The organism is Sulfitobacter sp. HI0027 (genome assembly GCF_001634775.1).
In the GTDB taxonomy this organism is placed as follows: Bacteria; Pseudomonadota; Alphaproteobacteria; order Rhodobacterales; family Rhodobacteraceae; genus Sulfitobacter.
This window is the reverse complement of sequence record NZ_LWER01000149.1, coordinates 16,950-42,113: the sequence shown is the minus strand read 5'-3', so window position 1 is coordinate 42,113 and position 25,164 is coordinate 16,950. Positions and strand designations below refer to the sequence as shown.

Here is a 25,164-nt window from a genome sequence, read left to right as displayed (position 1 = left end):
CCTGAGGCCCAGATGTGACCTACGCCCGTGACATAAGCTATGCCCATTCCGCCCGAACTCGGGGCGGGAGGGCGCTCATTCGATTGATGGAAAACACCACCGGGCGGGTGTCCTTGTTAAAACGGGCCGAGGGCTACGAAGACGATCTGGCCGCGGGGCTGGGGTTCTTTGATGCCATGGTGCGGCGCTGTGGTTTGACATTGGATGTGATGCGTGGGTCTTTGGCCGATATTCCAAAGCGCGGCCCTGTCATCCTGATCGCCAATCATCCCTACGGCATTCTGGACGGGCTGATGCTGGGCCATATCCTCAGCGAGACGCGCGGTGACTTTCGGATCATGGCCAATGCGGTGTTCAGCCAAGCGCCGGATCTGGCGCATCATCTTTTGCCGATCAGCTTTGCCGAAGACCGCGCCGCGCTGGCGCTGAACCTCGCCACGCGCCGGACCGCGTTGACCTATCTAGACCAAGGCGGTGCGATTGGCATCTTCCCGGGGGGCACGGTCAGCACCGCCGCGCGGCCCTTTTCGCAACCGATGGACCCCGGATGGCGCAGTTTCACCGCGCGCATGATCGCCAAGTCTGACGCCACGGTGGTGCCGATCTATTTCGACGGCCACACCAGCCGGTTGTTCCAAATCGCCAGCCACCTGCATGCCAATCTGCGTATGGGGCTGCTGATCAAAGAGTTCCGCGCTCGTGTCGATAGCTCCGTGCGTGTGGCCATCGGCGACCCGTTTCCGCGCGCTGCCCTAGACCCGGTGGCGGGGGATGCAAAAGCGATGATGGATTTCCTGCGCAAAGCCACTTATGAGTTGTCACCAAAGCCGGGCCAGTATCAGGGTCTTGGCTATGAGTTTGAGGAACGGCATAGAGCCGACAGGTGACGACAGACCATGGCAGTTGGTATTTTCGATTCGGGGCTGGGCGGGCTGACCGTCTGGAACAAGGTGCAAGAACGGCTGCCGGAGGTGGATTTTGTCTATCTCGCTGACAGCGCCCATGCGCCCTACGGCGTGCGCAATGCCGATGATATCTATGCGCTGACCTGTGCCGCCGTGCAGCGGCTGTTTGATGCGGGCTGCGATCTGGTGATTCTTGCTTGTAACACTGCCTCGGCCGCTGCGCTGCGCCGGATGCAAGAGGGCTGGATCCCGCGCGACAAACGGGTGCTGGGCGTCTTTGTGCCACTGATCGAGGCGATGACCGAACGCCAGTGGGGCGACAATTCCCCGCCGCGCGAAGTAGCGGTGAACCATGTGGCGCTTTTCGCCACACCCGCGACGGTGGCAAGCCGTGCCTTTCAGCGTGAACTGTCCTTCCGCGCCATCGGGGTGGATGTCGAAGCTCAAGCCTGCGGCGGGGTGGTCGATGCCATCGAAGAGGGCGATATGATCCTCGCCGAAGCGCTGGTGCGCAGCCACGTCGATGCGTTGAAACGCAAGATGCCCAACCCCGACGCCGCGATCTTGGGCTGCACCCATTACCCACTGATGCAGGAAGCGTTTCAGGCGGCCTTGGGCGGGCAGGTCAAAGTGTTTAGCCAAGCCGAGTTGGTGGCGGATTCATTGGCGGATTATCTTGAGCGGCACCCCAATATGATGGGCAGTGGCGAGGCGGCGTTTCTCACCACCGGCGATCCCGCCCGGGTGAGCGACCGTGCGACGCAGTTCCTGCGACGACAGATCACATTCACCGCCGCCTGAACTCCAATTATACTTCGTTCCGAACAAGGGGACAGACCATGACCCAGAACATCGCCATTCTTGGCGCCTCCGGCTATACCGGGGCAGAACTCATCCGGCTGATCGCTGGCCATTCTTCGATGAAAATCACCGCTTTGGGGGCGAACTCCAAGGCGGGGCAATCTATGGCCGAGGTGTTTCCGCATCTGCGCCATCTTGATCTTCCGGCGCTGGTCACGATCGAAGAAATCGACTTTTCCCAGATTGATCTGTGTTTCTGCGCGCTGCCGCATAAGACCAGCCAAGAGGTGATCGCGGCCCTGCCCAAAGATCTGAAGATCGTCGACCTTTCCGCCGATTTCCGCCTGCGCGACCCTGAGGATTATGCCAAATGGTACGGCAACAAACACGCGGCTGTCGATGTGCAGAAAGAGGCGGTGTATGGGCTCACCGAATTCTACCGCGCGGAAATCGCCGCCGCGCGTCTGGTGGCGGGAACGGGCTGCAACGCGGCCACGGGGCAGTTTGCCCTGCGCCCCCTGATTGCGGCGGGGGTGATTGATCTGGATGACATCATCCTCGACCTGAAATGCGCCGTCTCCGGTGCGGGGCGCTCGCTCAAGGAAAACCTGCTGCATGCGGAATTGAGCGAGGGCTATCACGCCTATGCGCTTGGCAGCACGCACCGCCATTTGGGGGAGTTTGATCAGGAATTCTCGGCCATTGCCGGGCGGCCCGTGCAGGTGCAGTTCACCCCGCATCTGGTGCCCGCAAACCGCGGCATTCTGGCGACCTGCTATGTCAAAGGCGACGCGCAGGTCATCCATGAGACGATGCAGAAAGCCTATGCAGACGAGCCCTTTATCGAGGTGCTGCCCTTCGGCGAAGCGCCCAGCACCCGGCATGTGCGCGGCTCGAACTTCTGCCATATCGGCGTGGTCGCTGACCGTCAGACCGGGCGGGCGACAGTGGTCGCGGCGCTCGATAATCTGACCAAAGGCTCCAGCGGCCAGGCGTTGCAGAACGCGAACCTGATGCTCGGCCTGCCGGAAACCGAGGGGCTGATGATGGCCCCGCTGTTCCCATGAAGAGCCTCAAGAAACAGCGCCGGATCCAGATCATCGCGGTGGCAGCGGTGGCCTTGGTGCTGTCCACCGCCTTGATCGGCTATGCCCTGCGCGACGGGATCAACTATTTTCGCGCGCCGAGCCAAGTCATCGCCGAACCGCCCGGCCCGGCAGAGGTGTTCCGCATTGGCGGGCTGGTCGAGGAAGGGTCACTGAAGCGCGGGCAGGGCGAACAGATTCGCTTTGCCGTGACCGATGGCGGGGCCTCGGTGCCGGTGGTCTTTACCGGGGTGCTGCCTGATCTGTTTGAAGAGAACCAAGGCATGGTCGGCACCGGGCGTTATATCGATGGGACTTTCGAAGCCTCTGAAATCCTTGCCAAACATGACGAGACTTACATGCCCAAGGAAGTGACGGACGCGCTGAAAGAGCAGGGCGTCTACCGCGAGCCCGAAGGCTGATCTGCGTGCAACGCACGCGGGGCTGAGGCCCCGTTAACCCATCCGGCCGAGCCTGTTTGCACGCAAGACAGGAGAGCCCGCGATGCAGACCGTTCGAGAGATCGCCAGCGCCATCGTCGCCCGGGAGGGCGGCTTTGTGAATGACCCCGATGACCCCGGCGGGGCGACCAAATTCGGGGTGACGATCCATACCATGCGCCGATTGGGGCTGGACCTGACCGGTGATGGGGCGGTCAATGTGGCCGATGTGCGCCGCCTTAGCCGCGCGCAGGCGGTGGATATCTTTGTCAGACATTACTTCAACGCCCCGCGCATCGCGGAATTGCCCGCGCCGTTGCAGCCGAGCGTTTTTGACATGTATGTTAATGCGGGCAGCAATGCGGTGAAGATCCTGCAAAGCTTGCTGCGCGAGATGGGGCAAGAGATCGCGGTTGATGGTGCCATCGGGCCGCAGACGATCCGCGCCGCCCAAGCCGCATGGCAGGCCGCCCCTGATCATCTGGTCGACGCCTACGGTATCGCGCGGCGCAACTACTACTTCCGCCTTGCGGACCGCCGCCCCGCCAGCCGCAAATACGCGCGCAGCCGGGCAGGCGGCAAGGGCGGCTGGATCCGGCGCGCCGAAGAGTTCATCGCACCGCAATATCACATGAGCGACGCAGATTTCGCACGGAGGGTGGCACAATGGGACTGATCGAACGTATCTTTACGACGGTTTTCGGCGGCGAGCGCAATGTCATCCGCGACACGGTCGAAGTGTTTCGCGAGAATGCCGAGGCCGGGGCGCAGCGTGCCCATGCGGTGCAGGGCCAAGCGATAGCGCAATATGGGGCGGAGTTCGCTCAAGCGCGGCAGGGCGGCTTTGACCGCTTCATGGATGGGATCAACCGTTTGCCCCGCCCGATGCTTGCGCTCGGCACCTTGGGGCTGTTCGTTACGGCAATGGTTAACCCTTTGTGGTTTGCCGAACGGATGCAGGGCATCGCGCTGGTGCCAGAGCCGCTTTGGTGGCTGTTGGGCGTGATCGTGTCCTTCTACTTCGGGGCGCGGCAGCAGATGAAATCGCAGGAGTTTCAGCGCGCCATCGTGGGCACCATCGCGCGGGTGCCGCAGGTGGTGGAGAATATCGAGACCCTGCGCGCGTTGCGCGCAGATAGCCCCCATGTGGCCGACACGGGTGCTGACAGCCGCTTGGCGCTCGCTGTGGTCTCACCGTCGGACAACGCGGCCCTAGACGCATGGCGCCGCAGCCGCGCCTGACTGCGACCGATTGACCGTTTCCTAGGTTTGATTTGCCATGGCTTAGGGGGCTTAGACCCCCTATAGTCCGCCCCATGATTACAGAGCTTGGACATTTCGCGCTTGTGCTCGCCTTTGGCGTGGCCCTTGTACAGATGGTGGTGCCGATGTGGGGCGCTTGGCGGGGCCGCGCGGGCTGGATGGCGGTGGCTGAACCGGCGGCGGCGGCGCAGTTCATCCTAATTGCGCTGTCCTTTGGCGCGCTGATGTGGGCCTTCATTACCTCGGATTTTAGCCTGCAACTGGTGGTGGCCAACAGCCATTCCGCCAAACCGATGCTGTATAAGATCAGCGGGACATGGGGCAACCACGAAGGCTCGATGCTGCTGTGGGTGCTGATCGTGGCGCTTTTCGGGGCCATGGCCGCGTGGTTTGGCGGCAATCTGCCGCCGCGGTTGCGCGCGCGGGTGCTCTCGGTCCAAGCCGCGATTGGCGTGGCTTTTCTGGCGTTTATCCTTTTCACCTCGAACCCTTTCTTGCGCATGGGCACGCCGCCCTTTGATGGCCAAGACCTGAACCCGCTGCTGCAAGACCCCGGTCTGGCCTTCCATCCGCCATTTCTCTATCTCGGCTATGTTGGCCTCAGCATGGCCTTCAGCTTTGCCGTGGCGGCGCTGATCGAAGGGCGCGTGGATGCGGCGTGGGGCCGGTGGGTGCGGCCTTGGACACTGGCGGCTTGGGTGTTTCTGACCATCGGCATCGCGCTTGGGTCTTGGTGGGCCTATTATGAGCTTGGCTGGGGCGGTTTCTGGTTCTGGGATCCGGTCGAAAATGCGAGCTTCATGCCCTGGCTCTTGGCGGCGGCGCTGCTGCATTCGGCGATTGTGGTGGAAAAACGCGAGAGCTTGAAAAGCTGGACCATCCTGCTGGCGATCCTTGCTTTCGGTTTCTCGCTGATCGGCACCTTTATCGTGCGTTCTGGTCTGCTGACCTCCGTCCATGCCTTTGCCAACGACCCTGAGCGCGGGGTCTTTATTCTGGCCATTCTGGGGTCTTTCACCGGCGGGGCGCTGGTGCTCTACTCGTTGCGCGCATCGGCGCTTGAGGCTAAGGGCGTCTTTGGCCTTTTGAGCCGTGAGACCGCCTTGGTGGTGAACAATCTGCTGCTGGCTGTGGCCTGTTTCGTCGTTTTCGTGGGCACCATGTGGCCGCTGGTGGCCGAGATGTTCCTTGACCGCAAACTCAGTGTCGGACCGCCATTCTTTAACGCTGCATTTACTCCTTTCATGGTAGCGCTTGGACTGATCCTGCCGATCGGCAGCGCGATGCCGTGGAAACGTGCCAAGATCATGCGCGCACTATACCCGCTGCGCTATGTCTTCCTCTTGGCGCTGGCGCTTGGGGGCTTGGCCTTTGCCATGCAGTCCGGACGCGGGCTGTTGGGGCCTGTGGGCATGTTCCTTGGGGCATGGCTGCTGATGGGCACCGCGGTGGATGTGATGCAGCGTTTGGGCCGCGGCCCGGGTAAGTTGCGCCGTCTACGGCGTCTGCCGCGCGCTGATTGGGGCAAGGCCACGGCGCATGGCGGGCTGGGCATCACCATGGCCGGGATCGCGGGGCTGATGGCTTGGGCCGTGGATGACATCCGCGTGGCCCGGATTGATGAGCCTTTTGACGTGGGCAGCTACACGCTGACCCTCCGCAACGTGAGTGAAGTCAGGGGGCCGAACTACCTCAGCACTATGGCTGAGATCACGCTGGCGCAGGAGGGCGATGTGATCTCGACCCTGCGGCCTGAAAAGCGGTTCTACCCCGTGGCGCAGATGCCGACGACCGAGGCGGCGATCGATTATAACCTCGCCCGGGACATCTATGTGGTGATCGGCGATGCGCAGGACGGCGGCGGTTGGGCTGTGCGGACCTATATCAAACCGATGACCAATTGGATTTGGATCGGTTGTGCGCTGATGGCGCTTGGCGGGGTACTGAGCCTGAGCGACCGGCGTTTCCGTGTCGCGGCGGGCGCACGCAAGCAACCTGCGGGAGTGCCTGCGGAATGAAGCGACTGCTGCTGATCCTGACTCTGCTCGCCAGCCCCCTATGGGCGGTGCAGCCTGACGAGGTGTTGGACGATCCCGCATTGGAGGCCCGCGCGCGGGAGCTAAGCCAAGGTCTGCGCTGCCTCGTTTGCCGTAACGAAAGCATCGATGAGAGCAACGCAAGCCTTGCGCGCGATCTGCGCATCTTGCTGCGCGAACGGTTAGTGGCAGGCGACAGCGATGAGGAAGCGGTGGATTTCATCGTCGACCGCTACGGTGAATATGTCCTGCTTAACCCGCAGGCCACGGGGGCCAATTGGCTGCTGTGGGGTGCGGGGCCGCTGATGCTTTTGTTGGCCGGAGGGCTCGGGGTGGTCTATCTGCGTGGCCGTGCGCGCAGCAAAACCCCGACCGAGGCCCCACTCTCGCCCGAGGAAGAAGCCCGCCTGCGCGATATTCTCGATCGCTGACGCCCCGTTGCACTGGCAGTGGCAACTTGCTTTGATATGCTGCGGCCAAGCAATCAAGGATAGCAAGATGGACTATGAAACGATCACCTATGCGCTGACCGATGATGTCGCGCTGATCACGCTGAACCGCGCCGACAAGATGAATGCGCTGACCACCCAAATGCGGGCGGAGCTGACACATGCGGTGACCGAAGGCGGGCGCGCGGCGCGGGTCGTGGTCCTGACGGGGGCGGGCCGGGCCTTTTGCTCGGGGCAGGACTTGGCCGACCGGGCAGGCGGCGTCGCCGATCTGGAGAAAACACTGCGCGAAGAATATGCCCCGCTGCTGCGCGCCATCATCAACTGCCCCGTGCCGACCATCGCCGCCGTGAACGGCCCGGCAGCGGGGGCGGGGGCGAATATCGCGTTGGCCGCCGATGTCGTCTTTGCCAGTGAGAGCGCTTATTTCATGCAGGCTTTCACCCGCATTGGCTTGATCCCTGACGCGGGCGGCACCTATGCGCTGCCGCGCCAGATGGGCATGGCCAAGGCGATGGGCGCGGCCCTTTTCGCCGATAAGATCACGGCGCGGCAGGCCGATGATTGGGGCATGATCTGGCAAGCCGTACCGGATGCCGAATTCGACGCCCATTGGCGCGCTAAGGCCGCGCAATTGGCCGCAGGTCCCACAGCGGCCTATGCAGAGGCCAAGAAAGCGATCCGCGCGTCTTGGGACAATGGGTTGGAGGATCAACTGTCGCTGGAAGCCGAGGCGCAGGGCCGCTGCGGAAAGTCACAGGATTTCGCCGAAGGGGTCACGGCCTTTACACAAAAGCGCAGCCCCAAGTTTCAGGGGCAGTAAGGCTAGCAGCTCCGCTCGACCAAAAGCACATCGCTTGCCGAAGGTGCCGGGCCATTGGCCCGCGCCACCACCGCCACCGCGACCCCATCCGCCAAAACCGTATGCACGGAATTCGACACCTGCGCGATGGTGATCCGCGGCGGGGTCTGGCCCTTGTCATAGACCACCGCAATCTGATCGCAATCATGCAGCGTGTCGGGCACCAGTGCACCCTGAGGGCCGGGGATTTCACTGGTCTTGGCGGGCGTCAGACCGGTGGCGCAGTCCCAGCGAAGCCCTTTGGTCCGTTCTGATCCGGTCATCGTGCTTTCCTTCGTCGCGGGCGGGCTGCTAGCTGCCAAATATCATCTACCTTTGGGGCGGACTCCAGCCGGACCGCGAGAGGGGAAATCCCTCAATGCAGTGCCGCGATAATGCCTTTCCCACCCCGAAAAGGCCTCTTGATGTGAGGGTATCGCCCCGGGGGGATTCCCGTCAAGCGGGACTGGGCCATTGTCACGCGGGGCGAAACAGTGCCGTAATTTGGCCGTAATTTGCGGCTCGGTGTTTCGCAACTGGCAAAACGCTTGGAAACATTCACTGTTTTTCGGACCCATTACATACGTCGCGAGAAGTGGCGTTAATTTTCGCGATTCGGAGCCGGGGTATTCGCACACCGCTTTGCATCTCCATTGTTGCCCTAGGGTCAACAACGTCCCATGCGGGTGCCGTTTGCAGGGCTGGGGCAAAATGCGAAACGCCCCGGAAATGCGGGGCGCTTGCGATGTTACTGTCGGTTGGTTCAGCGGTTCTCGATGTCGACGTAGTCGCGCTTGTCTTCACCAAGGTAAAGCTGACGCGGACGACCGATTTTAAGCTGCGGATCGCTGATCTGCTCTTTCCACTGCGAGATCCAGCCCACGGTCCGCGCGAGCGCGAAGATCGGGGTGAACATCGATGTGGGGAAGCCCATAGCTTCGAGAATGATGCCCGAGTAGAAGTCGACGTTCGGGAAAAGCTTCTTCTCCGCGAAATACGGATCTTCCAACGCAGCTTTTTCGAGTTCCTTGGCGACCTGAAGGATCGGGTTGTTCTCGACCCCCATCAGTTCCAGAACTTCGTCGGCGCTTTCCTTCATCACGGTCGCGCGCGGGTCGTGGTTTTTGTAAACGCGGTGGCCAAAACCCATCAGGCGGAACGGGTCGTTCTTGTCTTTGGCGCGGGCGATGAACTCAGGAATGCGATCGGGCGTGCCGATTTCCTTGAGCATCTCGAGGCAGGCTTGGTTTGCACCACCATGCGCCGGACCCCAGAGGCAGGCGATGCCAGCAGCGATACAAGCGAAGGGGTTGGCGCCCGAAGAAGACGCCAAGCGCACCGTGGAAGTCGAGGCGTTCTGCTCGTGGTCCGCGTGGAGGGTAAAGATCCGGTCCATCGCGCGGCTCAGGATCGGGTTTACCTCATGGTCTTCGGCCGGAACGGCAAAGCACATGCGCAGGAAGTTCGAGGCATAGTCCAGATCGTTGCGCGGATAGACGAAGGGTTGGCCGATGGTGTATTTATAGGCCATCGCCGCGATGGTCGGCATCTTGGCAATCAGACGGATCGTCGCGACTTCGCGCTGGTGCTCGTCGTTGATGTCGGTGCTGTCGTGATAGAAGGCCGACATCGCGCCGACCACGCCCACCATGATTGCCATCGGATGCGCGTCGCGACGGAACCCACGGAAGAAGTTCATCATCTGCTCGTGCAGCATGGTGTGGTTGGTCACCAAGCATTCGAAATCTTCAAGCGCCTTGGGGGAGGGCAGTTCACCGTAAAGCAACAGGTAGCAAACTTCGAGGTAATGCGATTTGCTCGCCAATTGCTCGATCGGGTAGCCACGGTGCAGCAACACGCCCTCGTCACCGTCAATAAAGGTGATCGTGCTGTCGCAAGCAGCGGTCGAGGTAAAACCCGGGTCGTAGGTAAAGACACCCGCTTGAGCGTAAAGCTTGCGGATGTCGACAACATCGGGGCCGTCGGTGGGGCTGTGAATCGGCAGCTCAAAGCTCTGATCGTCGATCGTCAGCGTTGCGGTTTTATTGTTATTGGTCATGAAATCCCTTCCCGAATGTAGGCTGCGGAGATGCTCCCCGCCGTCTGGGCCTAGCCCCAAATGGGGCTGTCCCGTTCAGTTATACCTGCCGCCCAAAGAAGTGGTGAACCAAAACTTAGGCCGCGGCGTCCGTCAGTCGGGCAAGGGTCTCATCGCGCCCCAGCACCAACATCATGTCAAAAACCGATGGGGTGACTGCCCTGCCAGCCAAAGCCGCCCGAAGCGGCCCCGCCAGCTTGCCAAATTTGGTGTCATGCGCGGCAGCAAAGCCGTTCAGTACCTCCTCCAGCGTTTCTTTGTTCCAGCTAGCATTTTGCAATTGCGGCGTCAATTCCGACAGTATGCCACGGGATACCGTATCGAGGTTCTTTGCGGCCTTCTCATCCGGGGTGATCGGGCGCTCGGCTAAGACAAAGGTCGCTTTTTCAAGCAGTTCCGGGAATGTCTTCGCGCGATCTTTGAGGCAATACATCGCCCGCTCCAAACCCTCGGCTTGGGGTGCCGTAAGGGCAGGCTGACCTGCGGCCTCCAGATAGGCTTCGATTTCGCGCCGCAGCGCGGCATCATCGGCCTGCGCGATATGCTGGCCGCAAAGATTTTCGAGCTTTTTCAGGTCGAATTGCGCGGGGCTTTTGCGGATGCCGTCAAGGTCGAACCACTCTTGGGCCTGTGTATCGGTAAAAAATTCGTCATCCCCATGGCTCCACCCCAGCCGGGCAAGGTAGTTGCGCATCCCCGCTGCCGGGTAGCCCATTACCTGATATTCCTGCGCCCCCAAGGCCCCGTGACGTTTCGACAGCTTCTTGCCGTCCGCGCCGTGGATCAGCGGGATATGCGCCCAGACCGGCACGTCCCAACCCATCGCCTCATAGATCATCATCTGACGGGCGGCATTGTTGAGGTGATCGTCGCCGCGCACCACATGGGTCACGCCCATATCGTGATCGTCCACCACCACGGCGAGCATATAAACCGGTGTACCGTCCGAGCGGAGCAGGATCATATCGTCAAGCTGATCGTTGCGGATGGTCACATCCCCCTGCACCTGATCGCGGATCACGGTGGTGCCTTCCAGCGGCGCCTTGATGCGGACCACGTAGGGCGCGTCGGGGTGGCTTGCCGGATCGGCGTCGCGCCAGGGCGAGCGGTAGAGCGTGCTGCGCCCCTCGGCCTTGGCCGCCTCGCGGAAGGCGGTGATTTCGTCTTGGGAAGCGAAACATTTATAGGCTTTGCCCGCCGCAAGCAGCTCGTTCGCCACTTCGGCATGGCGGGGGGCGTTTTCGAACTGGCTGACGATTTCGCCATCGTGATCTAGGCCCAGCCAGGACATGCCGGCGAGAATCGCTTTCGTCGCCTCTGGAGTGGACCGCGCGCGGTCGGTGTCTTCGATGCGCAGCAGGAATTTACCCCCACGGCCACGGGCATAGAGCCAGTTAAATAGGGCGGTACGCGCCCCGCCGATGTGCAAGAACCCGGTAGGAGACGGGGCGAAACGGGTCACAACAGGGGCGTTCATGGCGGTGGGCCTTTCGGTCAGAGATATTGTGCTCGGAGCGGCGTTTACCGTTTGGTAACCCTACCGGTCCTAGGATTTGACGTCTGTCTACCCAGTGCGATCCGCGGGGGCAAGCATGGGCCTTTGGAACCAGTTCAGCACCGTGATGCTGCGCCAGCGGGGGCATCTGTTCGGCTGGGTGCCGGTGTGCCTCGCTTTGGGGATCGGATGGTATTTTTCGCTGGCGGCGGAGCCTTCGGCAGCTTTGCTATGGGCCACCGCACTCGCCGCCGCCGCGTTGGCGGTTGTGGCGCGGGCATTGCCTGAGGTCACTGCACCCTTCGCGGTCGGTGTGGCCTTGGTTCTGCTGGGTTTGCTCCTCGCGGCGTTTCGGGCGCATTCGATGAGCGCCCCCGTGCTCGGCTGGCGCTACTACGGCGCTGTCGAAGGACGCGTCGTGGCGCTTGACCGCAGCCAATCGGATGCGCCGCGTATCACGCTTGATCAGGTCCGGTTGGAGCGGGTGCCGCCCGCGCGGACGCCGAGCCGAGTCCGGGTCTCGCTCCACTCGAAACTCCCCGGCGGGGTTGCGCCCAAGCCGGGCATGCTGGTGATGACCACGGCCCATCTGTCGCCGCCCGCGGGCCCGGTTGAACCCGGCGGATTTGATTTTCAGCGCCACGCTTGGTTCGCGGGGCTGGGTGCGGTCGGTTATGCCCGGGTGCCGCTATTGGGGATCGCAGAACCAGCCGAAAGGGACCCCGATCTGGCCCTGTTTCGGCTGCGCATGGCCGCATCGGCACGGGTCCGCGCGCATCTGCCCGGAGACATTGGCGGTTTTGCCGCCGCCATCACCACCGGCGACCGCAGCGCCATTTCGCAAGCCGCGCTGCAAAACCTGCGCAGCAGCAATCTGGCGCATCTATTGGCGATCTCAGGACTGCACATGGGGCTGCTTAGCGCGGTCGTCTTTGGCGCGGCGCGGTTGATCCTTGCTCTGCATCCGGTATCGGCCACAGGCTGGCCCAGCCGCAGCATCGCGGCGGCGGCTGCTCTTATCGCCGCAACCGGCTATCTCGCGCTTTCGGGCGGGAATGTCGCGACCGAGCGGGCCTATATTATGTGCGCCGTCGCCCTGTGCGCGCTGATGATCGGGCGGCGGGCGATTTCGTTGCGGGCCGTCGCCGTGGCGGGGATTATCGTGCTGACCCTGCGCCCCGAGGCGCTGATGGGGCCGGGGTTCCAGATGTCATTCGCCGCGACCACTGCGCTTGTCGCAGTCTTTGGCTGGATGCGCGACTTCGAGGGTGAGGTCATCCCCAAGCGCCTGCGCCCGGTCGCTGCTATCGTGATCTCCTCAGCCGTTGCGGGTTTCGCCACCGCGCCAATCTCCGCCGCGCATTTTAACACGGTCGCACATTACGGGCTGGTGGCAAACCTGCTTTCGGTCCCGTTGATGGGCGTCTTGGTCATTCCCGCCGCCGTGCTGGCCGCCATCCTCGCGCCCATAGGGGGCGAGGGGCTGCCGCTTTGGGCGATGGGGCTCGGCCTGAGGTGGATACTATCGGTCGCGGATCTGGTGGCGCATCTGCCCGGCGCGCGCAGTTTCGTGCCGGGGCCGGGGGGATGGGTGCTGCCGCTTCTGTCGCTTGGATTTCTATGGCTCATCCTGTGGCAAGGCCGCATGCGCTGGTTGGGCGGGCCCGCGATGCTGCTGTCCTTCGCCCTTTGGCAGGGGGCCACGCGCCCCGATGTGCTTGTCGCTGATACTGGGACGTTGGTGGGTGTAATGACCCCGGCGGGCAGGGCGCTCAGCAAAGAGAGGGGCGCTGGATTTGTTGCCCGCAATTGGTTGGAAAATGACGGCGACGGCGTTGATCAGGCCATGGCCGCTCAAAGGTGGGCCGCGCAAGAGGATAGAATTATCCACCTTTCAGGAAAACGGGCGGTCGCCGCATTTACCGGCTGTCAGCCGGAAGATATCGTGGTGGCATCTGTCGAGATAAAGGCAGCCCAGGCTTGGGGCTGCCCAATCTATGATCCCGTTCGCCTACGTGAAACCGGCGCACTGGCGCTAACCAAATCGTCCCAGGGTTGGCAAATCACCACCGCTAGGGACCGTGCCGGCCTGCGTTTGTGGAACAGCAGGCCAAAGCGTCAGTAGGTGCGGATCAACCCCACCAGTCGACCCTGAACCTTAACCTTATCCGAAGGCAGTACGCGGGTTTCATAGGCCGCGTTTGCCGCTTCCAACGCGACCGAAGACCCCTGCCTACGGAAACGTTTCAGCGTCGCCTCTTGATCCTCGACCAGCGCGACCACGATATCACCGTTGTCGGCCACAGCTGTCTCCCGGATCACCACGATGTCGCCATCATTGATGCCCGCCTCAATCATCGAGTCGCCCCGTACTTCAAGCGCATAATGCTCGCCTTGACCGGCGATCATCCCACCCGGAACCGTGACGCTGTGCGAGACTTGTGAGATCGCCTCAATCGGAACACCGGCAGCGATCCGGCCCATGACCGGCACATCAAAGGCGTGTTGCGCCGTGACCGATTGTGCTGCGGGCGGCGGCGGGGTGTCGGGGCGATCTCCGTTAATCACGCGCGGGGCAAAACCGGGCGCACCGCCGAGGCTTTCCGGGAGTTTGACCACTTCGATCGCGCGGGCACGATGGGCAAGGCGCCGAATAAATCCGCGTTCTTCTAGTGCCGTGATCAAACGGTGAATGCCAGATTTTGACCGCAGATCGAGTGCCAACTTCATCTCATCAAAACTCGGCGGGACGCCGTCGCGCTGCACGCGCTGGTGAATGAAAGAAAGCAAATCGAGTTGTTTTTTGGTCAGCATCGCACGGCCCCTGAAGCTTTTATTGCTTTTGTTCTAGTGATGTTCTTGTTTTGTGTCAACCGCTGCGGGCGTTAAATCAAAATGTACTGCTGTATATCCCCGGCATTCCTTGCTGGATCCGCGGGCGGACGAACCATCAAAGCATCCGCCTGCGCCAAGACGGACAGAAGGGATGAATCCTGACGATCATCCGGATAAAGCGCCCCATCCCGAAGCTGAGCTCGCATATAGTGCGCTCGCGGTCCATTTGGGCCAATGCCGCGCCCGAGGGGCGCATTGCGCAGGGGGGCTTGTACGTCTTGCAACCCCAACATCCGCCGCAGCATCGGCAACACGAAGACCGCCCCGCAAACCATTGCTGAGACTGGGTTTCCCGGCAGACCGATCATTGCTGAAGCTCCGATCTTGCCTGCCATCAGGGGCTTGCCCGGGCGCATGGCGACCTTGTAAAAAGCCTGCTGCATGCCGAGCTCTGCCGCGACCGGCGCAATTAGGTCGTGATCGCCCACCGAAGCGCCGCCGATCGTGACAATAAGGTCCGCGCCGCGGGCCAAGGCGAAGGCTTGTTTGAGCGAGGCCGCCGTGTCGCGCGCGATGGGCAGCATACGCACCTCGGCGCCTGCACCCTCGAACATCGCGGCAAGGCCGTAGCTGTTGGAGGCGATGATTTGGTCAAGGCCGGGGCTCTCGCCCGGTTGCACCAATTCATCGCCTGTGGCGAGGATCGCGATGGCGGGTTTGCGGGTGACGGGCACTCTCGCCACGTTCATCGCGGCGAGCAACGCCACGTCTGCAGGGCGCAGAATGCGCGGAGCAGTGAGCTCTTCGCCTTGGGTGAAATCACCCCCCGCAGGGCGGATATTGTCTTTGTCATCAATGCGGTGGCCAAGGGTGATAAGGTTGCCGCGCCGGGTGACATCCTCTTGGATCAACACGAAATCGGCCCCATCGGGGATGGGTGCGCCAGTGAATATGCGGATGGCTTGCCCGGCGCGGAGCGTCCCTGTGTAACCATGGCCCGCCGCGGCCTCGCCAACCACCTTAAACATCGCGTCCGGCTCAACCTCAGCCCGGCGCAGTGCGTAGCCGTCCATAGAGGAGGCGGCAAAGGGCGGTTGGCTGCGCTGCGCCACCACGGGTTGTGACAAGACGCGGCCATTGGCAGCCCGCAGAGCGATTTCTTCAGTTTCTAGCGGGGTGACGAGGTCTAAAACAGCCTCCATTGCCGCTTCAACGCTGATCATGTCGCCTCATAACGGCCTGATTTGCCACCGTCTTTCAATGTGACCCGCGTGCCACCAATTTCCATCGCCTTATCTACCGCTTTCGCCATGTCATAGACTGTGAGCGCGGTAACGGAGGCGGCGGTGAGGGCTTCCATCTCAACGCCCGTTTGACCGGTTGTCTTGACGGTGGCCGAGATCCGAATGCCCGGTAGGGTGGCGTCGGGCGTTAGATCAACACTGACTTTTGTAATCGGCAATGGGTGGCAAAGCGGGATTAGATCCGCCGTACGCTTGGCCGCCATGATCCCCGCAAGCCGTGCGACGCCCAGAACGTCACCCTTCTTCGCGCGTCCTTCGGTAATGATGTCAAACGTTTCTGAAGCCATCTTGATGTAGCTCTCGGCCTTGGCCACGCGGGAGGTCACGGCCTTGTCAGAGACATCAACCATATGCGCGTCGCCTTCAGCATCAAAGTGGGTCAGCGCCATCACATACCTCCGGGGACGAGTGGACTCGCCAACAGATCGCGGGTGGCCTGTTCGACATCTTCCTGCCGCATAAGGCTTTCGCCAATCAAGAAACAGCGCGCGCCGTAAATCGCCATATCAGCGAGGTCGGCGGGGGTGTAGAGGCCAGATTCGCAGACCAGCATCCGATCGGGCGGCACCGCTTCCGAAAGTTGACGTGTCACGCCAAGAGAGGTCTCGAAGGTATTGAGATTGCGGTTATTAATCCCAATCATCCGGCTCGTAAGCTTTTCGGCACGGGCCAGTTCTGCGGCGTCATGCACTTCGATCAGCGCATCCATGCCCCAGTCCTGCGCGGCTTGCTCCAACTCGGCGGCCTGCGCATCAGAAACAGAGGCCATGATGATCAGAATGCAATCCGCACCAAGGCTTCGCGCTTCGGCGACTTGATAGGGGTCGTAAAGGAAATCCTTGCGCAGCACCGGAAGATCGCAGGCCGCGCGGGCATCGACCAAAAACTCTTTTGCACCTTGGAAACTCGGCGTGTCGGTCAAAACCGATAGGCAGGTCGCGCCGCCTGCGGCATAGGCACGGGCAAGGGCGGCGGGTTCGAAATCTTCTCGGATCAACCCTTTCGACGGGCTGGCTTTCTTGATCTCGGCAATCAGGCCATAGCCCTCGCGGGAAGCTTCGTGCAGGCGCTGCGCAAAGGGGCGCACGGGCGGTGCTGCACGGGCGGCGGCCTCCATGTCAGCCTGCGACTTTTCGGCCTTGGCAGCGGCGATTTCTTCCAGCTTATAGGCTTTGATTTTTTCCAGAATAGTGGCGGTCATGGCATCCTCACGGCTTTGTCCAATGTATGCCGGGCTTGCCTTGGCCCTGCAACCAGTCATTCACCCGGCTGAAGGGGCGCGAGCCAAAGAAGCCGCGGCGAGCGGAAAGCGGCGATGGGTGCGGTGTCTCGATCTTGAGGTTTTGCACCGGGTCAACCTGCGCCGCGGCCTTCTGCGCATGGGCGCCCCAGAGCAGATAGGCGCGGGGGCGATCTGAGAGGCGGGCCAGGACCTGAGCGGTCAGCGTTTGCCAGCCGAGTTTCACATGTTCGTTCGCAGAGCCCGCTGGAACGGTTAGGACGTCGTTCAACAACAAGACGCCTTGATCGGCCCAGAACCGCAGATCGGGGTCTTCAGGGGGTGGACCAAGATCGTCGTGTAACTCTTTGAAGATATTGGAAAGAGAACGCGGTATCGGACGCACGTAAGGCTCGGCTGAGAAGGCATAGCCCTGCGCATGGCCGGGCGTGGGATAGGGGTCTTGGCCGAGGATCACCACCTCCACCGCTGCGGGTTGAAGGTGTTCAAGTGCCGCGAATATCTTGGGAGCCGGCGGCAAAATCTCACGCGGCTCGGCAGCTAGCTGTTCGGCGATACGCGGCCAGTCCGCAGCGAAAAAGGGCAGTTCGGCCCATTCGCCAAGCGCGCTGAGGCTTGGTGGTGTCATTTAGACTGGCTGATGCGCGCCACTTTTTCGATCCGGTCACGCGCTGTGCCGCTGTCGATGCTTTCACGAGCCATTTCGACGCCGGTTTTCAAATCGGGGGCCACATCCGCTACGACCAAGGCGGAGGCCGCGTTGAGCAACACAGCGTCGCGGTAACCCGATGGAACACCATCGAGCAGGGCATTGAAATGTTTGGTGTTCTCGGCAGGCTCACCCCCGGCGATGGCCTCGAACGGATGGACCGGCAGGCCCGCGTCTTCGGGGTGCAATTCGCGCAAGTTAACCACGCCGTCTTCCAGTGCGGCGACCCAGCTAACGCCGGTGATCGTCAGTTCATCCGTGCCGTCGGACCCGTGCACGAGCCACGCTTTTTCAGAGCCGAGCTGTTTCAGCGTCAGCGCCATTGGTTCGATCAGGTCACGGGTATAGGCGCCGGTCAACTGGCGCTTTACCCCGGCGGGATTGGTGAGCGGGCCGAGGATGTTAAAGATCGTGCGGGTGCCAAGCTCGGACCTTGTGGGCATGACATGGGCGACGGCGGGGTGATGCATGGGGGCCATCATGAAACCGATGCCCGCCTCGGCCAATTCACGCTCGACCACCGCAGGGCCGACCATGACGTTGATGCCAAGCTGCGACAGCGCGTCGGAAGCGCCGGATTTCGAGCTGAGGTTGCGGTTGCCATGTTTTGCCACGACCGCGCCTGCACCCGCGGCCACAAAGGCAGCGGCGGTTGAGATGTTTAGCGTCCCCTTGCCATCGCCGCCCGTGCCGACAATGTCGATTGCCCCTTCGGGCGCGCGCACGGCGTTGCATTTGCTGCGCATGACCTTTGCGGCGGCGGCATATTCGGTGACCGTTTCGCCGCGCGTGCGCAGGGCCATGAGAAAGCCACCGATCTGGCTTGGCGTGGCTTCGCCTTCGAAGAGGATTTCAAAGGCCTCCACAGCTTGATCCGAGGTGAGCGGCCCGTTGGCAGCGGCGTCAAGCAAGGGTTTCAGCGCGCTACTCATGCCGGGACCTTCATCTCATTCAGGAAGTTTTGCAGCAGGGCGTGGCCATGCTCGGACCGGATCGATTCTGGATGGAATTGCACGCCGTGCATCGGCAGGTCGCGGTGTTGCAGACCCATGATCGTGCCGTCTTCGAGCGAGGCGGTGATCTCAAGGCACTCCGGCAGGCTTGCGCGTTCCACCACCAGCGAGTGATAGCGCGTGGCCCCGAAGGGCGAGGGCAGTCCGGCAAAGACACCGCGCCCCTCATGTTGCATCTGGCCCAGCTTGCCGTGCACGATGTCATCCGCACGCACGACCTTGCCGCCAAAGGCTTGGCCAAGGGTCTGATGGCCAAGGCAGACGCCGAAGAGCGGCACCCGCGCTTCGGCAGCGGCATGGGTCAGCTCTAGGCATATCCCCGCTTGGTCAGGGTCACAGGGGCCGGGGGACAGCAAGATACCGGCGGGGTTCATGGCCATCGCTTCGTCCACGCTGAGCGCGTCGTTGCGGTGCACCTGCACATCCGCCCCGAGGCTGCCCAGATAGTGGACCAAGTTATAGGTAAAGCTGTCGTAGTTATCGATGAGCAGCAGCACAGGCAGGCATTTCTTTGTATTAGGACTGGAGAAACCGCGCCGGAGCGCGGTATAGGTTTTGGCATACATGTTCAGGCTTGAACCCTATCGTCAAGAGTTTGGGGCAAGCCAATTGAGGGATCGCCGGGCTTTCTGGCCGTGGCGCAGACAGCAGGAGTAGCGCAGATGGCACGCGGAGTTCTGAGCGGGCTGATTTGGGGGGGTGTGACGTGCATCGGTGTGGCCGGTGCGGTGTCGTTGATGATGCCCTTGCCCTTGCCGCCGCAGGTGGGTGATGCGCCCGGCTCTGGTCCCGCCCCGGCGCGGATCAATGTGACCGATGCAGGTGAGCAGGGGCGCAGCCGCGATTCCGCGCCCGTGTTGAACGCCCCCGCGCCGCGTGCCGATGTGCCTGAGCAAGACAGCCTTGCCGCGCTCGACCCTGACACCCAGACCTCAGCCAGCTTGCCGGAGACGGGCGATGCCGAAGGGCTTAGCACCCCCGCAGCGCCAGAGGGCCAGACCCCGAGGTCTCCCGGCGCGGAAGAGCCGGTGCTGCCGAACCCACAAGCCATGGCGCCCGGCGTGCCGCAGCCTGTAGATGAGCTTTCGATCAGCACCGAACCTGCACAGCCGCCTGCGCCGGATGTGGCCGATATCGAAGGCGCTTTTGACGCCCCGCAGGGCATGGAAGCGCCAGAGGTGGAGGAAGAAGAGGTGATCACCCTGCCGGCGGAGGAGGTCGTGGTTGAAGAACCGGAGGTTGAGGCCGACGCGCTCGAAGAGACGCCTCGTGTTGAGGATGAAGCGCCTGAATCTGACCTGTCTTCCCCGGCGCTAGAGCCGCAGACCACCGAAGCGGACAGCCCTGAGCCGCTGGAAGAGATGGAAGTTGCGGAAGTCGATCCAGAACCCGCCGATCCTGAGGGCGATCGCCGCCCGGCCATCGGCACACCGGCAGCTACGCTGACTGACCGCAACACGGGCGTTGTGATCAACCGCCCCGGCGCGACAGCCGTGGCAGAGCCCGGCGAGGCTGACGAGATCGTAGTTGAAGACCCGCGCCCCGTAATGGTCAATAGCCTCGCTGGTGAGCTGCCCGAGGGCAAGCCGCTGATGAGCGTGGTCTTGATCGACGATGGCACTTCGGTCACCGCGGGCAGCGCCGGGCTGGCCGCGCTGCGCAGTTTTCCCTATCCGCTGAGCTTTGCGGTCGACAGCGGCCTCTCGGACGCGGCGGAACGGGTGGAAACCTATCGCGAGGCCGGGTTTGAGGTCTTGGCGCTGGTCGATCTGCCGCAGGGCGCACAGCCAAGCGACGCCGAGACCGCCTTTGCCGCCACGCTCGACCGGATCGGGCCCGTGGTCGGTGTGCTGGAAGGGACCCAGAGCGGCTTTCAAGGCAGCCGGGCGCTGGCCGATCAAGTGACGGATATCCTTGCGCAGTCCGGCCACGGGCTGGTGACGCAGGACAAAGGGCTCAACACCATGCCGAAACTGGCGCGCAAGGCAGGCGTGCCAGCGGATCCGGTGTTTCGCGATTTCGACAGTAAGGATCAGACTGCGCGAGTGATCCGGCGGTTTCTGGATCAAGCGGCGTTCAAAGCCGGCCAAGAGGGCGCCGTCATTATGTTGGGCCGTCTGCGGCCAGATACCGTCTCGGCCTTGCTGCTTTGGGGCTTGCAGGACCGGGCCAGTGATGTGGCTTTGGTCCCGATCTCTGCGGTCTTGCTGCGCGAGGAATGACTTCGCGCAGGTTTAGATGATCTCGTCTTCGTCAAACAGCGGATCTTCCTCCAACTGATTGACCAGATCGTCAACCGTGGCCTCTGCCGCACGGGGGCCAAGTTTGGCAAGGTGAAAGACCGCGTCGCCTTCGTTAACGATAGGCAGGATCGCGCGCCCAATAAGAATGCCCGGCGCATCGGCCAGCAGTTCCGCCTCTTCTTTGCCAAAGGGGTCCGACACAATGGCAAGCAGCTCGCCTTCGGCCACGGTCTCTCCCTCTGCCCGAAAAGTCCGCAACAGCCCGCCAGCTGGGGCGCGCAACCAATGGGACGCGGTGCAGATATAGGGCGCGCTGCGGGCGCGGGCGATGCCCTTGGCGGGCAGCATGTCTTGGCCGCGCATGACCCGCAGGATCCCGGCAAGCCCCGCACGCACAGCCATTTCGTCAAAGCGCAGCCCTTCGCCCGCTTCATAAAGCAGAATCGGCGTGCCTTCGCGCGCCGCAACCGCGCGCAACGACCCATCGCGCAGCGGCGAGGTCAGCACCACCGGGGCGCCGAAATCCATCGCCATCTTTTGGGTCACCTTGTCAGCGGGCGAGACGCGCACCTGCGGCAGGTTCGTGCGGTGGATCGCCGCCGAATGCAGATCCACACCAAAGTCGCAGCGCAGCACCACCTCTTGCAGAAAAATATGCGCCAGCCGCGCGCCAAGACTGCCAGAAGGCGAGCCGGGGAAGCAGCGGTTCAGGTCGCGGCGGTCGGGCAGGTAGCGTGAGCGGTTGAGAAAACCGAAAGAGTTCACCACCGGCACCACGATCAGCGTGCCACGCAGGGCAGAGAGTTGCGGCGCGCGCAGCAAGCGACGGGTGATCTCAACGCCGATGACCTCATCCCCATGCACGGCGGCAGAGACGAACATCGTCGGCCCCGGGCGTTTTCCGTGGTAGATCTCAAGCGACAGATGCACCGGCGTGTGATCCGGCAGAATCGAGACGGGCAGGTCGACCGCAAGGCTGCTGCCGGGGGCAACGGAATGCCCCGCAATCTGAAAGGGGGCACGGTTCGGCATGGTCAGTTGTTCCCTTTACCGCCAAAGCGCGCGGCATCGGCTGCAGCCCGGCGGATCGCGCCGGATTTATGGACGGTTTCCATGAACTCGGCCTCTGGATCGCTGTCGTAAACGACACCGCCCCCGGCTTGGATGTAGAGCGTTTCGTCCTTCACCACCGCCGTGCGCAGGGCGATGCACATGTCCATGTCGCCGCCCGCGCTGAAATACCCCACGCCGCCGCCGTAGACGCCGCGCTTTTCGGGTTCCAACTCGTCGATAATCTCCATCGCGCGGACCTTGGGCGCGCCCGAGACGGTGCCTGCGGGCATCCCGGCAAAGAAGGCATCAAGCGCATCGCAGCCCTGTTTCAACTCACCGACCACGTTGGAGACGATATGCATGACGTGGCTGTAGCGTTCGACGATGAACTCTTCGGTGGGGCGCACGGTGCCGATCTTGGCGACCCGGCCCACATCGTTGCGGCCCAGATCAAGCAGCATCAGGTGTTCGGCCAGTTCTTTTGGATCGCTTAGCAGATCGGCCTCTAGCGCGCGGTCTTCCTCCGGCGTGGCACCGCGTTTGCGGGTGCCGGCGATGGGGCGAATGGTGACTTCGTTGCCAAAGACCCGCACGAGGATTTCGGGGCTTGCGCCGACCACATGGAAGCCGCCGAAGTTAAAATAGAACATGAAGGGCGAGGGGTTGGTGCGCCGCAGGCTGCGGTAAAGTGCGAAAGGGGGCTGGGTGAACCCTTGGGCCCAACGCTGGCTCGGCACCACCTGAAAGATATCGCCCGCCTTGATGTAATCGCGCGCCTTTTCGACGGCGGCTTTATATCCGTCGTGGGTAAAATTGCTCACCGACTCCGGCGCGTCTTCGGCCTCTCCCAAATCGCGGGAGGTCTGCGGCATGGCGCGTTCCAGATCGCGCACCGCGTCCATCACCCGCTCGGCGGCTTGGGCATAGGCGGCGCGCGCCGTCTGGCCCTCGGACACCCAAGCGGGGGAGACGATGGTGACTTCGCCCTTCACCCCATCCAGCACGGCCACAACCGAGGGGCGCATCATCACCGCATCAGGCAGGCCCAGAGGGTCAGGATTCACATGGGGCAGATATTCGACCAGCCGGATCATGTCATAGCCAAGGTAGCCAAAAAGACCGGCGGCGGCTTGGGGCAGGTCATCGGGCAGGGTGATGCGCGATTCTGCGATGACATCGCGCAAACGGTCCAGCGGATCGCCGGGCATGTCCTCAAAGGCATCCGCATCATAGCGCGCTGCACGGTTCAGTGCTGCGGTTTCACCCCGGCAACGCCAGATCAGGTCGGGCTTCATACCGATGATGGAATAGCGTCCGCGCACGTCACCGCCGGTGACGGATTCTAGCACAAAGGCATTCTCTGCCGCGCCGGTGAGTTTCAGCATCAAGGACACCGGCGTGTCGAGGTCGGCGGCAAGGCGGGTGTAGACGATCTGGTTTTCGCCCGCTTCATAGGCGCGGGCGAAAGTGTCGAAATCCGGGGTTAGGGCCATCAAATTTGCCTATCAGGGAAAGTTCACATGCACCGCACTGACCGCGCGCTGGTCGATCTGAGGATCGGCATCGCGCATCACTGCATTGCTGTAGATATCGAAAAGACCTTGGGCCAGCGCCTGATCTAGCTGCTGCGACAGGCGGTCCATCAAAGCTTGGGTCTGATCGTCTTCGCCCGCGGGGGTCACGGCGTCAAGGCGCAGAACCACAACACTGTCCCCTGCGGGCAGGACCGCGACGCCACCCTCTTCGAGGTCAAAGACCTGATCCATGAAATCGTCGGGCGTGCCGTCGACATAGGAACTGCGGGTCAGGCCTTCGCCAAGCTGCGGCGTGAGACCGGCGGCCACAAAACCCTCCGCTTCGGCCAATGTGCCGGTCAGGCTCTCGGCCTTGGCAGTCAGGGCCTCCACGATCTGGGCATTGCGCCACGCGGTCTCAACCGCATCGCGGGCCTGCTCGAAAGGTTCGGGGCGCTCTGGCTTGGTCTCATCAAGGCGCATGGCGAAAACGCCGCCGTCTTCCAACTGGTCGATCTGCGGGAAGGCATCCGCGCTCAGGCTTGCTGCGGCTTCACGGAAGGCGCCATAGGCGGCGATGCCCTCGCTGCTTTCTTGGGTCCAGTCGATGGTGCCGAGGTTCATTTTGGTTTCCTCGGCCAGATCTTCAAGCGTGGCCCCTCCGGCGAGGCGGTCGTCGATTTCCTGTGCGCGGGCTTCGACGGCGCGAGTCGCGCGGGAAATGGCGAGGGTCTCTTCCAGCACCTCACGGGCCTCTTCGAAAGGTACGTTCTGCGCAGGCAGAACCGCGTTCACGCGGAAGAGCGCCGGCCCAAGCGAAGTGGGCAGAGGGCCAACGATGTCGCCGCTTTGCGCTCCAAACACCGCGTCACCTGCGGCGTCGAGATCGGATTTGGCCACGTCGCCCATATCCACATCCGCCAGAGCCAAGCCGCGCTCTTCGACCAGCGCCTCAAAGGTGGTGCCGTCAACTTCGAGCGCTGCTGCGGCCTGCGTGGCGGCCTCTTCGTTGGCAAAGACCAGACGCTCGACCAAGCGACGCTCGGGCTGGTCGTATTCATCGCTGCGGGCATCATATTCGGCGCGCAACTCTTCTTCGGGCACTTCAACTTCGTCCAGCAGGTCTTCGGGGCGGAGCCATGCATAGGTGATGCTTTTGCTGGCGGGCAGCATGAAGTCATCGGTGTTGGCGTCGTAATAGGCCTGAAGCTCTTCTTCTGTCGGCGCGGCCACGGGGGTGTCGAGGTCACTCTCGCTGAGGCGGGCCCAAGTAAAGCTACGCTGTTCGGCGACGTAGTCGACCAACGTGCGGGCATAGGTGTCGGGCATGGAGACACCGCCCAGAACCGCACGCTGCAACAGGCCGCGCGCAGCTTCTTCGCGGATCGAACGCTCGAACTCGGCCTCGCTCATGCCGCTTTGCTGAAGGGCGAAGCGATAGCCTTCGCGGTCGAAGTTGCCGTCGATGCCTTGGAACGCCGAAATGGCCACGATTTCGTCGCGCAGGGTTGCATCACCGATGGAGAGGCCCATTTCGTCGGCTTCATGATCCAGCGCGCGGTTGCGGACGATCCGTTGCAGAACAGCGCGGTCCAGACCCATCTCTTGGGCGCGGGCAAAGGACAGGCTCTCGCCGGTTTGTGCTTCAATCGCGCGGATTTCCTGCTGCAATTGGCGGGCGTATTGATCGACCGAGATCGACTTGTCCCCGACATTGCCGATGCTGCGCAGATTGCCGCTGAGGTTGATCGCACCAAAGCCGCCAAGACCCAAGATCAAAAGGGCCATCAAGGCCCAGACGGCGGTTTTCGAAAAGCTGAAGCCTTTTTTGGCCATGACA

At 62.4% G+C, this 25,164-nt stretch carries 24 protein-coding genes; 11 read left to right on the top strand and 13 right to left on the bottom strand.

Going from position 1 to position 25,164, the window contains the following annotated elements:
- Nucleotides 1–14: 14 nt before the first annotated feature.
- The 9 genes from A3722_RS09165 (at nucleotide 15) to A3722_RS09125 (ending at nucleotide 7,802) form a co-directional block, all read left to right on the top strand.
- Entirely contained in the window at nucleotides 15–887 is an 873-nt protein-coding gene (locus tag A3722_RS09165) for a lysophospholipid acyltransferase family protein (protein WP_067626717.1), read from the top strand.
- A 9-nt stretch (nucleotides 888–896) separates the two neighbouring features.
- The gene (locus A3722_RS09160; RefSeq protein ID WP_067626719.1) at nucleotides 897–1,706 is read left to right on the top strand and encodes a glutamate racemase; all 810 of its coding nucleotides are present in this window, start codon (nucleotides 897–899) and stop codon (nucleotides 1,704–1,706) included.
- A gap of 38 nt (nucleotides 1,707–1,744) precedes the next feature.
- Nucleotides 1,745–2,773 (top strand): N-acetyl-gamma-glutamyl-phosphate reductase, encoded by a 1,029-nt coding sequence (gene argC, locus A3722_RS09155; protein ID WP_067916080.1) that lies wholly within the window; start codon nucleotides 1,745–1,747, stop codon nucleotides 2,771–2,773.
- Nucleotides 2,770–3,213 carry a cytochrome c maturation protein CcmE gene (gene ccmE / locus A3722_RS09150; protein WP_067626977.1) on the top strand — a complete coding sequence of 148 codons (444 nt, stop codon included), beginning with the start codon at nucleotides 2,770–2,772 and terminating at the stop codon, nucleotides 3,211–3,213. The genes argC and ccmE overlap by 4 nt, the downstream gene beginning before the upstream one ends.
- 82 nt (nucleotides 3,214–3,295) lie before the next feature.
- Complete coding sequence (locus A3722_RS09145) at nucleotides 3,296–3,907, top strand: holin-associated N-acetylmuramidase (RefSeq protein WP_067626978.1); 612 nt, start codon at nucleotides 3,296–3,298, stop codon at nucleotides 3,905–3,907.
- On the top strand, nucleotides 3,898–4,473 hold the full coding sequence (locus tag A3722_RS09140; RefSeq protein ID WP_067626980.1) for a holin family protein: 576 nt from the start codon (nucleotides 3,898–3,900) through the stop codon (nucleotides 4,471–4,473). The genes A3722_RS09145 and A3722_RS09140 overlap by 10 nt, the downstream gene beginning before the upstream one ends.
- A 74-nt stretch (nucleotides 4,474–4,547) precedes the next feature.
- A complete protein-coding gene (locus A3722_RS09135; protein ID WP_067626981.1) occupies nucleotides 4,548–6,512 on the top strand; it encodes a heme lyase CcmF/NrfE family subunit in 1,965 nt (654 codons plus the stop codon).
- On the top strand, nucleotides 6,509–6,961 hold the full coding sequence (locus A3722_RS09130) for a cytochrome c-type biogenesis protein (protein WP_067626983.1): 453 nt from the start codon (nucleotides 6,509–6,511) through the stop codon (nucleotides 6,959–6,961). Before A3722_RS09135 ends, A3722_RS09130 begins: the two co-directional genes overlap by 4 nt.
- Before the next feature lie 67 nt (nucleotides 6,962–7,028).
- Entirely contained in the window at nucleotides 7,029–7,802 is a 774-nt protein-coding gene (locus A3722_RS09125) for an enoyl-CoA hydratase-related protein (protein ID WP_067916078.1), read from the top strand.
- 2 nt (nucleotides 7,803–7,804) lie between these two features.
- Here the strand turns inward: A3722_RS09125 and A3722_RS09120 are convergent, their stop codons facing one another.
- The 3 genes from A3722_RS09120 to gltX all read right to left on the bottom strand — a co-directional run bounded on the left by A3722_RS09120 (nucleotide 7,805) and on the right by gltX (nucleotide 11,395).
- The gene (locus tag A3722_RS09120) at nucleotides 7,805–8,104 is read right to left on the bottom strand and encodes a hypothetical protein (RefSeq protein ID WP_067626301.1); all 300 of its coding nucleotides are present in this window, start codon (nucleotides 8,102–8,104) and stop codon (nucleotides 7,805–7,807) included.
- Nucleotides 8,105–8,583: 479 nt separating this feature from the next.
- The gene (locus tag A3722_RS09115) at nucleotides 8,584–9,879 is read right to left on the bottom strand and encodes a citrate synthase (RefSeq protein ID WP_067626303.1); all 1,296 of its coding nucleotides are present in this window, start codon (nucleotides 9,877–9,879) and stop codon (nucleotides 8,584–8,586) included.
- 115 nt (nucleotides 9,880–9,994) lie between these two features.
- The gene (gene gltX, locus A3722_RS09110) at nucleotides 9,995–11,395 is read right to left on the bottom strand and encodes a glutamate--tRNA ligase (protein ID WP_067626305.1); all 1,401 of its coding nucleotides are present in this window, start codon (nucleotides 11,393–11,395) and stop codon (nucleotides 9,995–9,997) included.
- Between the two features lie 115 nt (nucleotides 11,396–11,510).
- Between gltX and A3722_RS09105 the strand changes: the two genes are divergently transcribed.
- Nucleotides 11,511–13,538, top strand: a complete 2,028-nt coding sequence (locus A3722_RS09105) for a ComEC/Rec2 family competence protein (protein ID WP_067626306.1) — start codon at nucleotides 11,511–11,513, stop codon at nucleotides 13,536–13,538.
- Here the strand turns inward: A3722_RS09105 and lexA are convergent.
- From lexA to A3722_RS09070, 7 genes are all read right to left on the bottom strand, one after another.
- On the bottom strand, nucleotides 13,532–14,227 hold the full coding sequence (gene lexA / locus A3722_RS09100; RefSeq protein ID WP_067916076.1) for a transcriptional repressor LexA: 696 nt from the start codon (nucleotides 14,225–14,227) through the stop codon (nucleotides 13,532–13,534). The genes A3722_RS09105 and lexA overlap by 7 nt on opposite strands.
- A gap of 71 nt (nucleotides 14,228–14,298) precedes the next feature.
- Complete coding sequence (locus A3722_RS09095) at nucleotides 14,299–15,471, bottom strand: molybdopterin molybdotransferase MoeA (protein WP_067629402.1); 1,173 nt, start codon at nucleotides 15,469–15,471, stop codon at nucleotides 14,299–14,301.
- On the bottom strand, nucleotides 15,468–15,941 hold the full coding sequence (gene moaC / locus A3722_RS09090) for a cyclic pyranopterin monophosphate synthase MoaC (protein ID WP_067629404.1): 474 nt from the start codon (nucleotides 15,939–15,941) through the stop codon (nucleotides 15,468–15,470). The genes A3722_RS09095 and moaC overlap by 4 nt, the downstream gene beginning before the upstream one ends.
- Nucleotides 15,941–16,753 carry an indole-3-glycerol phosphate synthase TrpC gene (gene trpC, locus A3722_RS09085; protein WP_067629406.1) on the bottom strand — a complete coding sequence of 271 codons (813 nt, stop codon included), beginning with the start codon at nucleotides 16,751–16,753 and terminating at the stop codon, nucleotides 15,941–15,943. Before trpC ends, moaC begins: the two co-directional genes overlap by 1 nt.
- Nucleotides 16,754–16,760: 7 nt before the next feature.
- A complete protein-coding gene (locus A3722_RS09080; RefSeq protein WP_067629408.1) occupies nucleotides 16,761–17,420 on the bottom strand; it encodes a uracil-DNA glycosylase in 660 nt (219 codons plus the stop codon).
- Complete coding sequence (gene trpD, locus A3722_RS09075) at nucleotides 17,417–18,433, bottom strand: anthranilate phosphoribosyltransferase (protein ID WP_067629410.1); 1,017 nt, start codon at nucleotides 18,431–18,433, stop codon at nucleotides 17,417–17,419. Before trpD ends, A3722_RS09080 begins: the two co-directional genes overlap by 4 nt.
- A complete protein-coding gene (locus A3722_RS09070; protein WP_067629424.1) occupies nucleotides 18,430–19,011 on the bottom strand; it encodes an anthranilate synthase component II in 582 nt (193 codons plus the stop codon). The genes trpD and A3722_RS09070 overlap by 4 nt, the downstream gene beginning before the upstream one ends.
- Before the next feature lie 165 nt (nucleotides 19,012–19,176).
- Between A3722_RS09070 and A3722_RS09065 the strand changes: the two genes are divergently transcribed.
- Nucleotides 19,177–20,736, top strand: coding sequence for a divergent polysaccharide deacteylase family protein (locus A3722_RS09065; protein ID WP_067629411.1), 1,560 nt, complete (start codon nucleotides 19,177–19,179; stop codon nucleotides 20,734–20,736).
- Nucleotides 20,737–20,748: 12 nt separating this feature from the next.
- Here the strand turns inward: A3722_RS09065 and A3722_RS09060 are convergent, their stop codons facing one another.
- The 3 genes from A3722_RS09060 to A3722_RS09050 are packed head-to-tail and all read right to left on the bottom strand — an operon-like array spanning nucleotide 20,749 to nucleotide 25,160.
- Nucleotides 20,749–21,789, bottom strand: coding sequence for a succinylglutamate desuccinylase/aspartoacylase family protein (locus A3722_RS09060; RefSeq protein ID WP_067629412.1), 1,041 nt, complete (start codon nucleotides 21,787–21,789; stop codon nucleotides 20,749–20,751).
- Nucleotides 21,790–21,791: 2 nt separating this feature from the next.
- Nucleotides 21,792–23,303, bottom strand: a complete 1,512-nt coding sequence (trpE, locus tag A3722_RS09055; protein ID WP_067629414.1) for an anthranilate synthase component I — start codon at nucleotides 23,301–23,303, stop codon at nucleotides 21,792–21,794.
- Between the two features lie 12 nt (nucleotides 23,304–23,315).
- Nucleotides 23,316–25,160 (bottom strand): peptidyl-prolyl cis-trans isomerase, encoded by a 1,845-nt coding sequence (locus A3722_RS09050; RefSeq protein ID WP_067629416.1) that lies wholly within the window; start codon nucleotides 25,158–25,160, stop codon nucleotides 23,316–23,318.
- Between the last annotated feature and the right edge of the window lie 4 nt (nucleotides 25,161–25,164).

Excerpts from the sequence above, each read along its gene's own strand:
- A3722_RS09160 (WP_067626719.1), top strand. The coding sequence starts at position 897 with ATGGCAGTTGGTATTTTCGATTCGGGGCTGGGCGGGCTGACCGTCTGG.
- argC (WP_067916080.1), top strand. The coding sequence starts at position 1,745 with ATGACCCAGAACATCGCCATTCTTGGCGCCTCCGGCTATACCGGGGCA.
- ccmE (WP_067626977.1), top strand. The coding sequence starts at position 2,770 with ATGAAGAGCCTCAAGAAACAGCGCCGGATCCAGATCATCGCGGTGGCA.
- A3722_RS09145 (WP_067626978.1), top strand. The coding sequence starts at position 3,296 with ATGCAGACCGTTCGAGAGATCGCCAGCGCCATCGTCGCCCGGGAGGGC.
- A3722_RS09140 (WP_067626980.1), top strand. The coding sequence starts at position 3,898 with ATGGGACTGATCGAACGTATCTTTACGACGGTTTTCGGCGGCGAGCGC.
- A3722_RS09135 (WP_067626981.1), top strand. The coding sequence starts at position 4,548 with ATGATTACAGAGCTTGGACATTTCGCGCTTGTGCTCGCCTTTGGCGTG.
- A3722_RS09130 (WP_067626983.1), top strand. The coding sequence starts at position 6,509 with ATGAAGCGACTGCTGCTGATCCTGACTCTGCTCGCCAGCCCCCTATGG.
- A3722_RS09125 (WP_067916078.1), top strand. The coding sequence starts at position 7,029 with ATGGACTATGAAACGATCACCTATGCGCTGACCGATGATGTCGCGCTG.
- A3722_RS09120 (WP_067626301.1), bottom strand. The coding sequence starts at position 8,104 with ATGACCGGATCAGAACGGACCAAAGGGCTTCGCTGGGACTGCGCCACC.
- A3722_RS09115 (WP_067626303.1), bottom strand. The coding sequence starts at position 9,879 with ATGACCAATAACAATAAAACCGCAACGCTGACGATCGACGATCAGAGC.
- gltX (WP_067626305.1), bottom strand. The coding sequence starts at position 11,395 with ATGAACGCCCCTGTTGTGACCCGTTTCGCCCCGTCTCCTACCGGGTTC.
- A3722_RS09105 (WP_067626306.1), top strand. The coding sequence starts at position 11,511 with ATGGGCCTTTGGAACCAGTTCAGCACCGTGATGCTGCGCCAGCGGGGG.
- lexA (WP_067916076.1), bottom strand. The coding sequence starts at position 14,227 with ATGCTGACCAAAAAACAACTCGATTTGCTTTCTTTCATTCACCAGCGC.
- A3722_RS09095 (WP_067629402.1), bottom strand. The coding sequence starts at position 15,471 with ATGATCAGCGTTGAAGCGGCAATGGAGGCTGTTTTAGACCTCGTCACC.
- moaC (WP_067629404.1), bottom strand. The coding sequence starts at position 15,941 with ATGGCGCTGACCCACTTTGATGCTGAAGGCGACGCGCATATGGTTGAT.
- trpC (WP_067629406.1), bottom strand. The coding sequence starts at position 16,753 with ATGACCGCCACTATTCTGGAAAAAATCAAAGCCTATAAGCTGGAAGAA.
- A3722_RS09080 (WP_067629408.1), bottom strand. The coding sequence starts at position 17,420 with ATGACACCACCAAGCCTCAGCGCGCTTGGCGAATGGGCCGAACTGCCC.
- trpD (WP_067629410.1), bottom strand. The coding sequence starts at position 18,433 with ATGAGTAGCGCGCTGAAACCCTTGCTTGACGCCGCTGCCAACGGGCCG.
- A3722_RS09065 (WP_067629411.1), top strand. The coding sequence starts at position 19,177 with ATGGCACGCGGAGTTCTGAGCGGGCTGATTTGGGGGGGTGTGACGTGC.
- A3722_RS09060 (WP_067629412.1), bottom strand. The coding sequence starts at position 21,789 with ATGCCGAACCGTGCCCCCTTTCAGATTGCGGGGCATTCCGTTGCCCCC.
- trpE (WP_067629414.1), bottom strand. The coding sequence starts at position 23,303 with ATGGCCCTAACCCCGGATTTCGACACTTTCGCCCGCGCCTATGAAGCG.
- A3722_RS09050 (WP_067629416.1), bottom strand. The coding sequence starts at position 25,160 with ATGGCCAAAAAAGGCTTCAGCTTTTCGAAAACCGCCGTCTGGGCCTTG.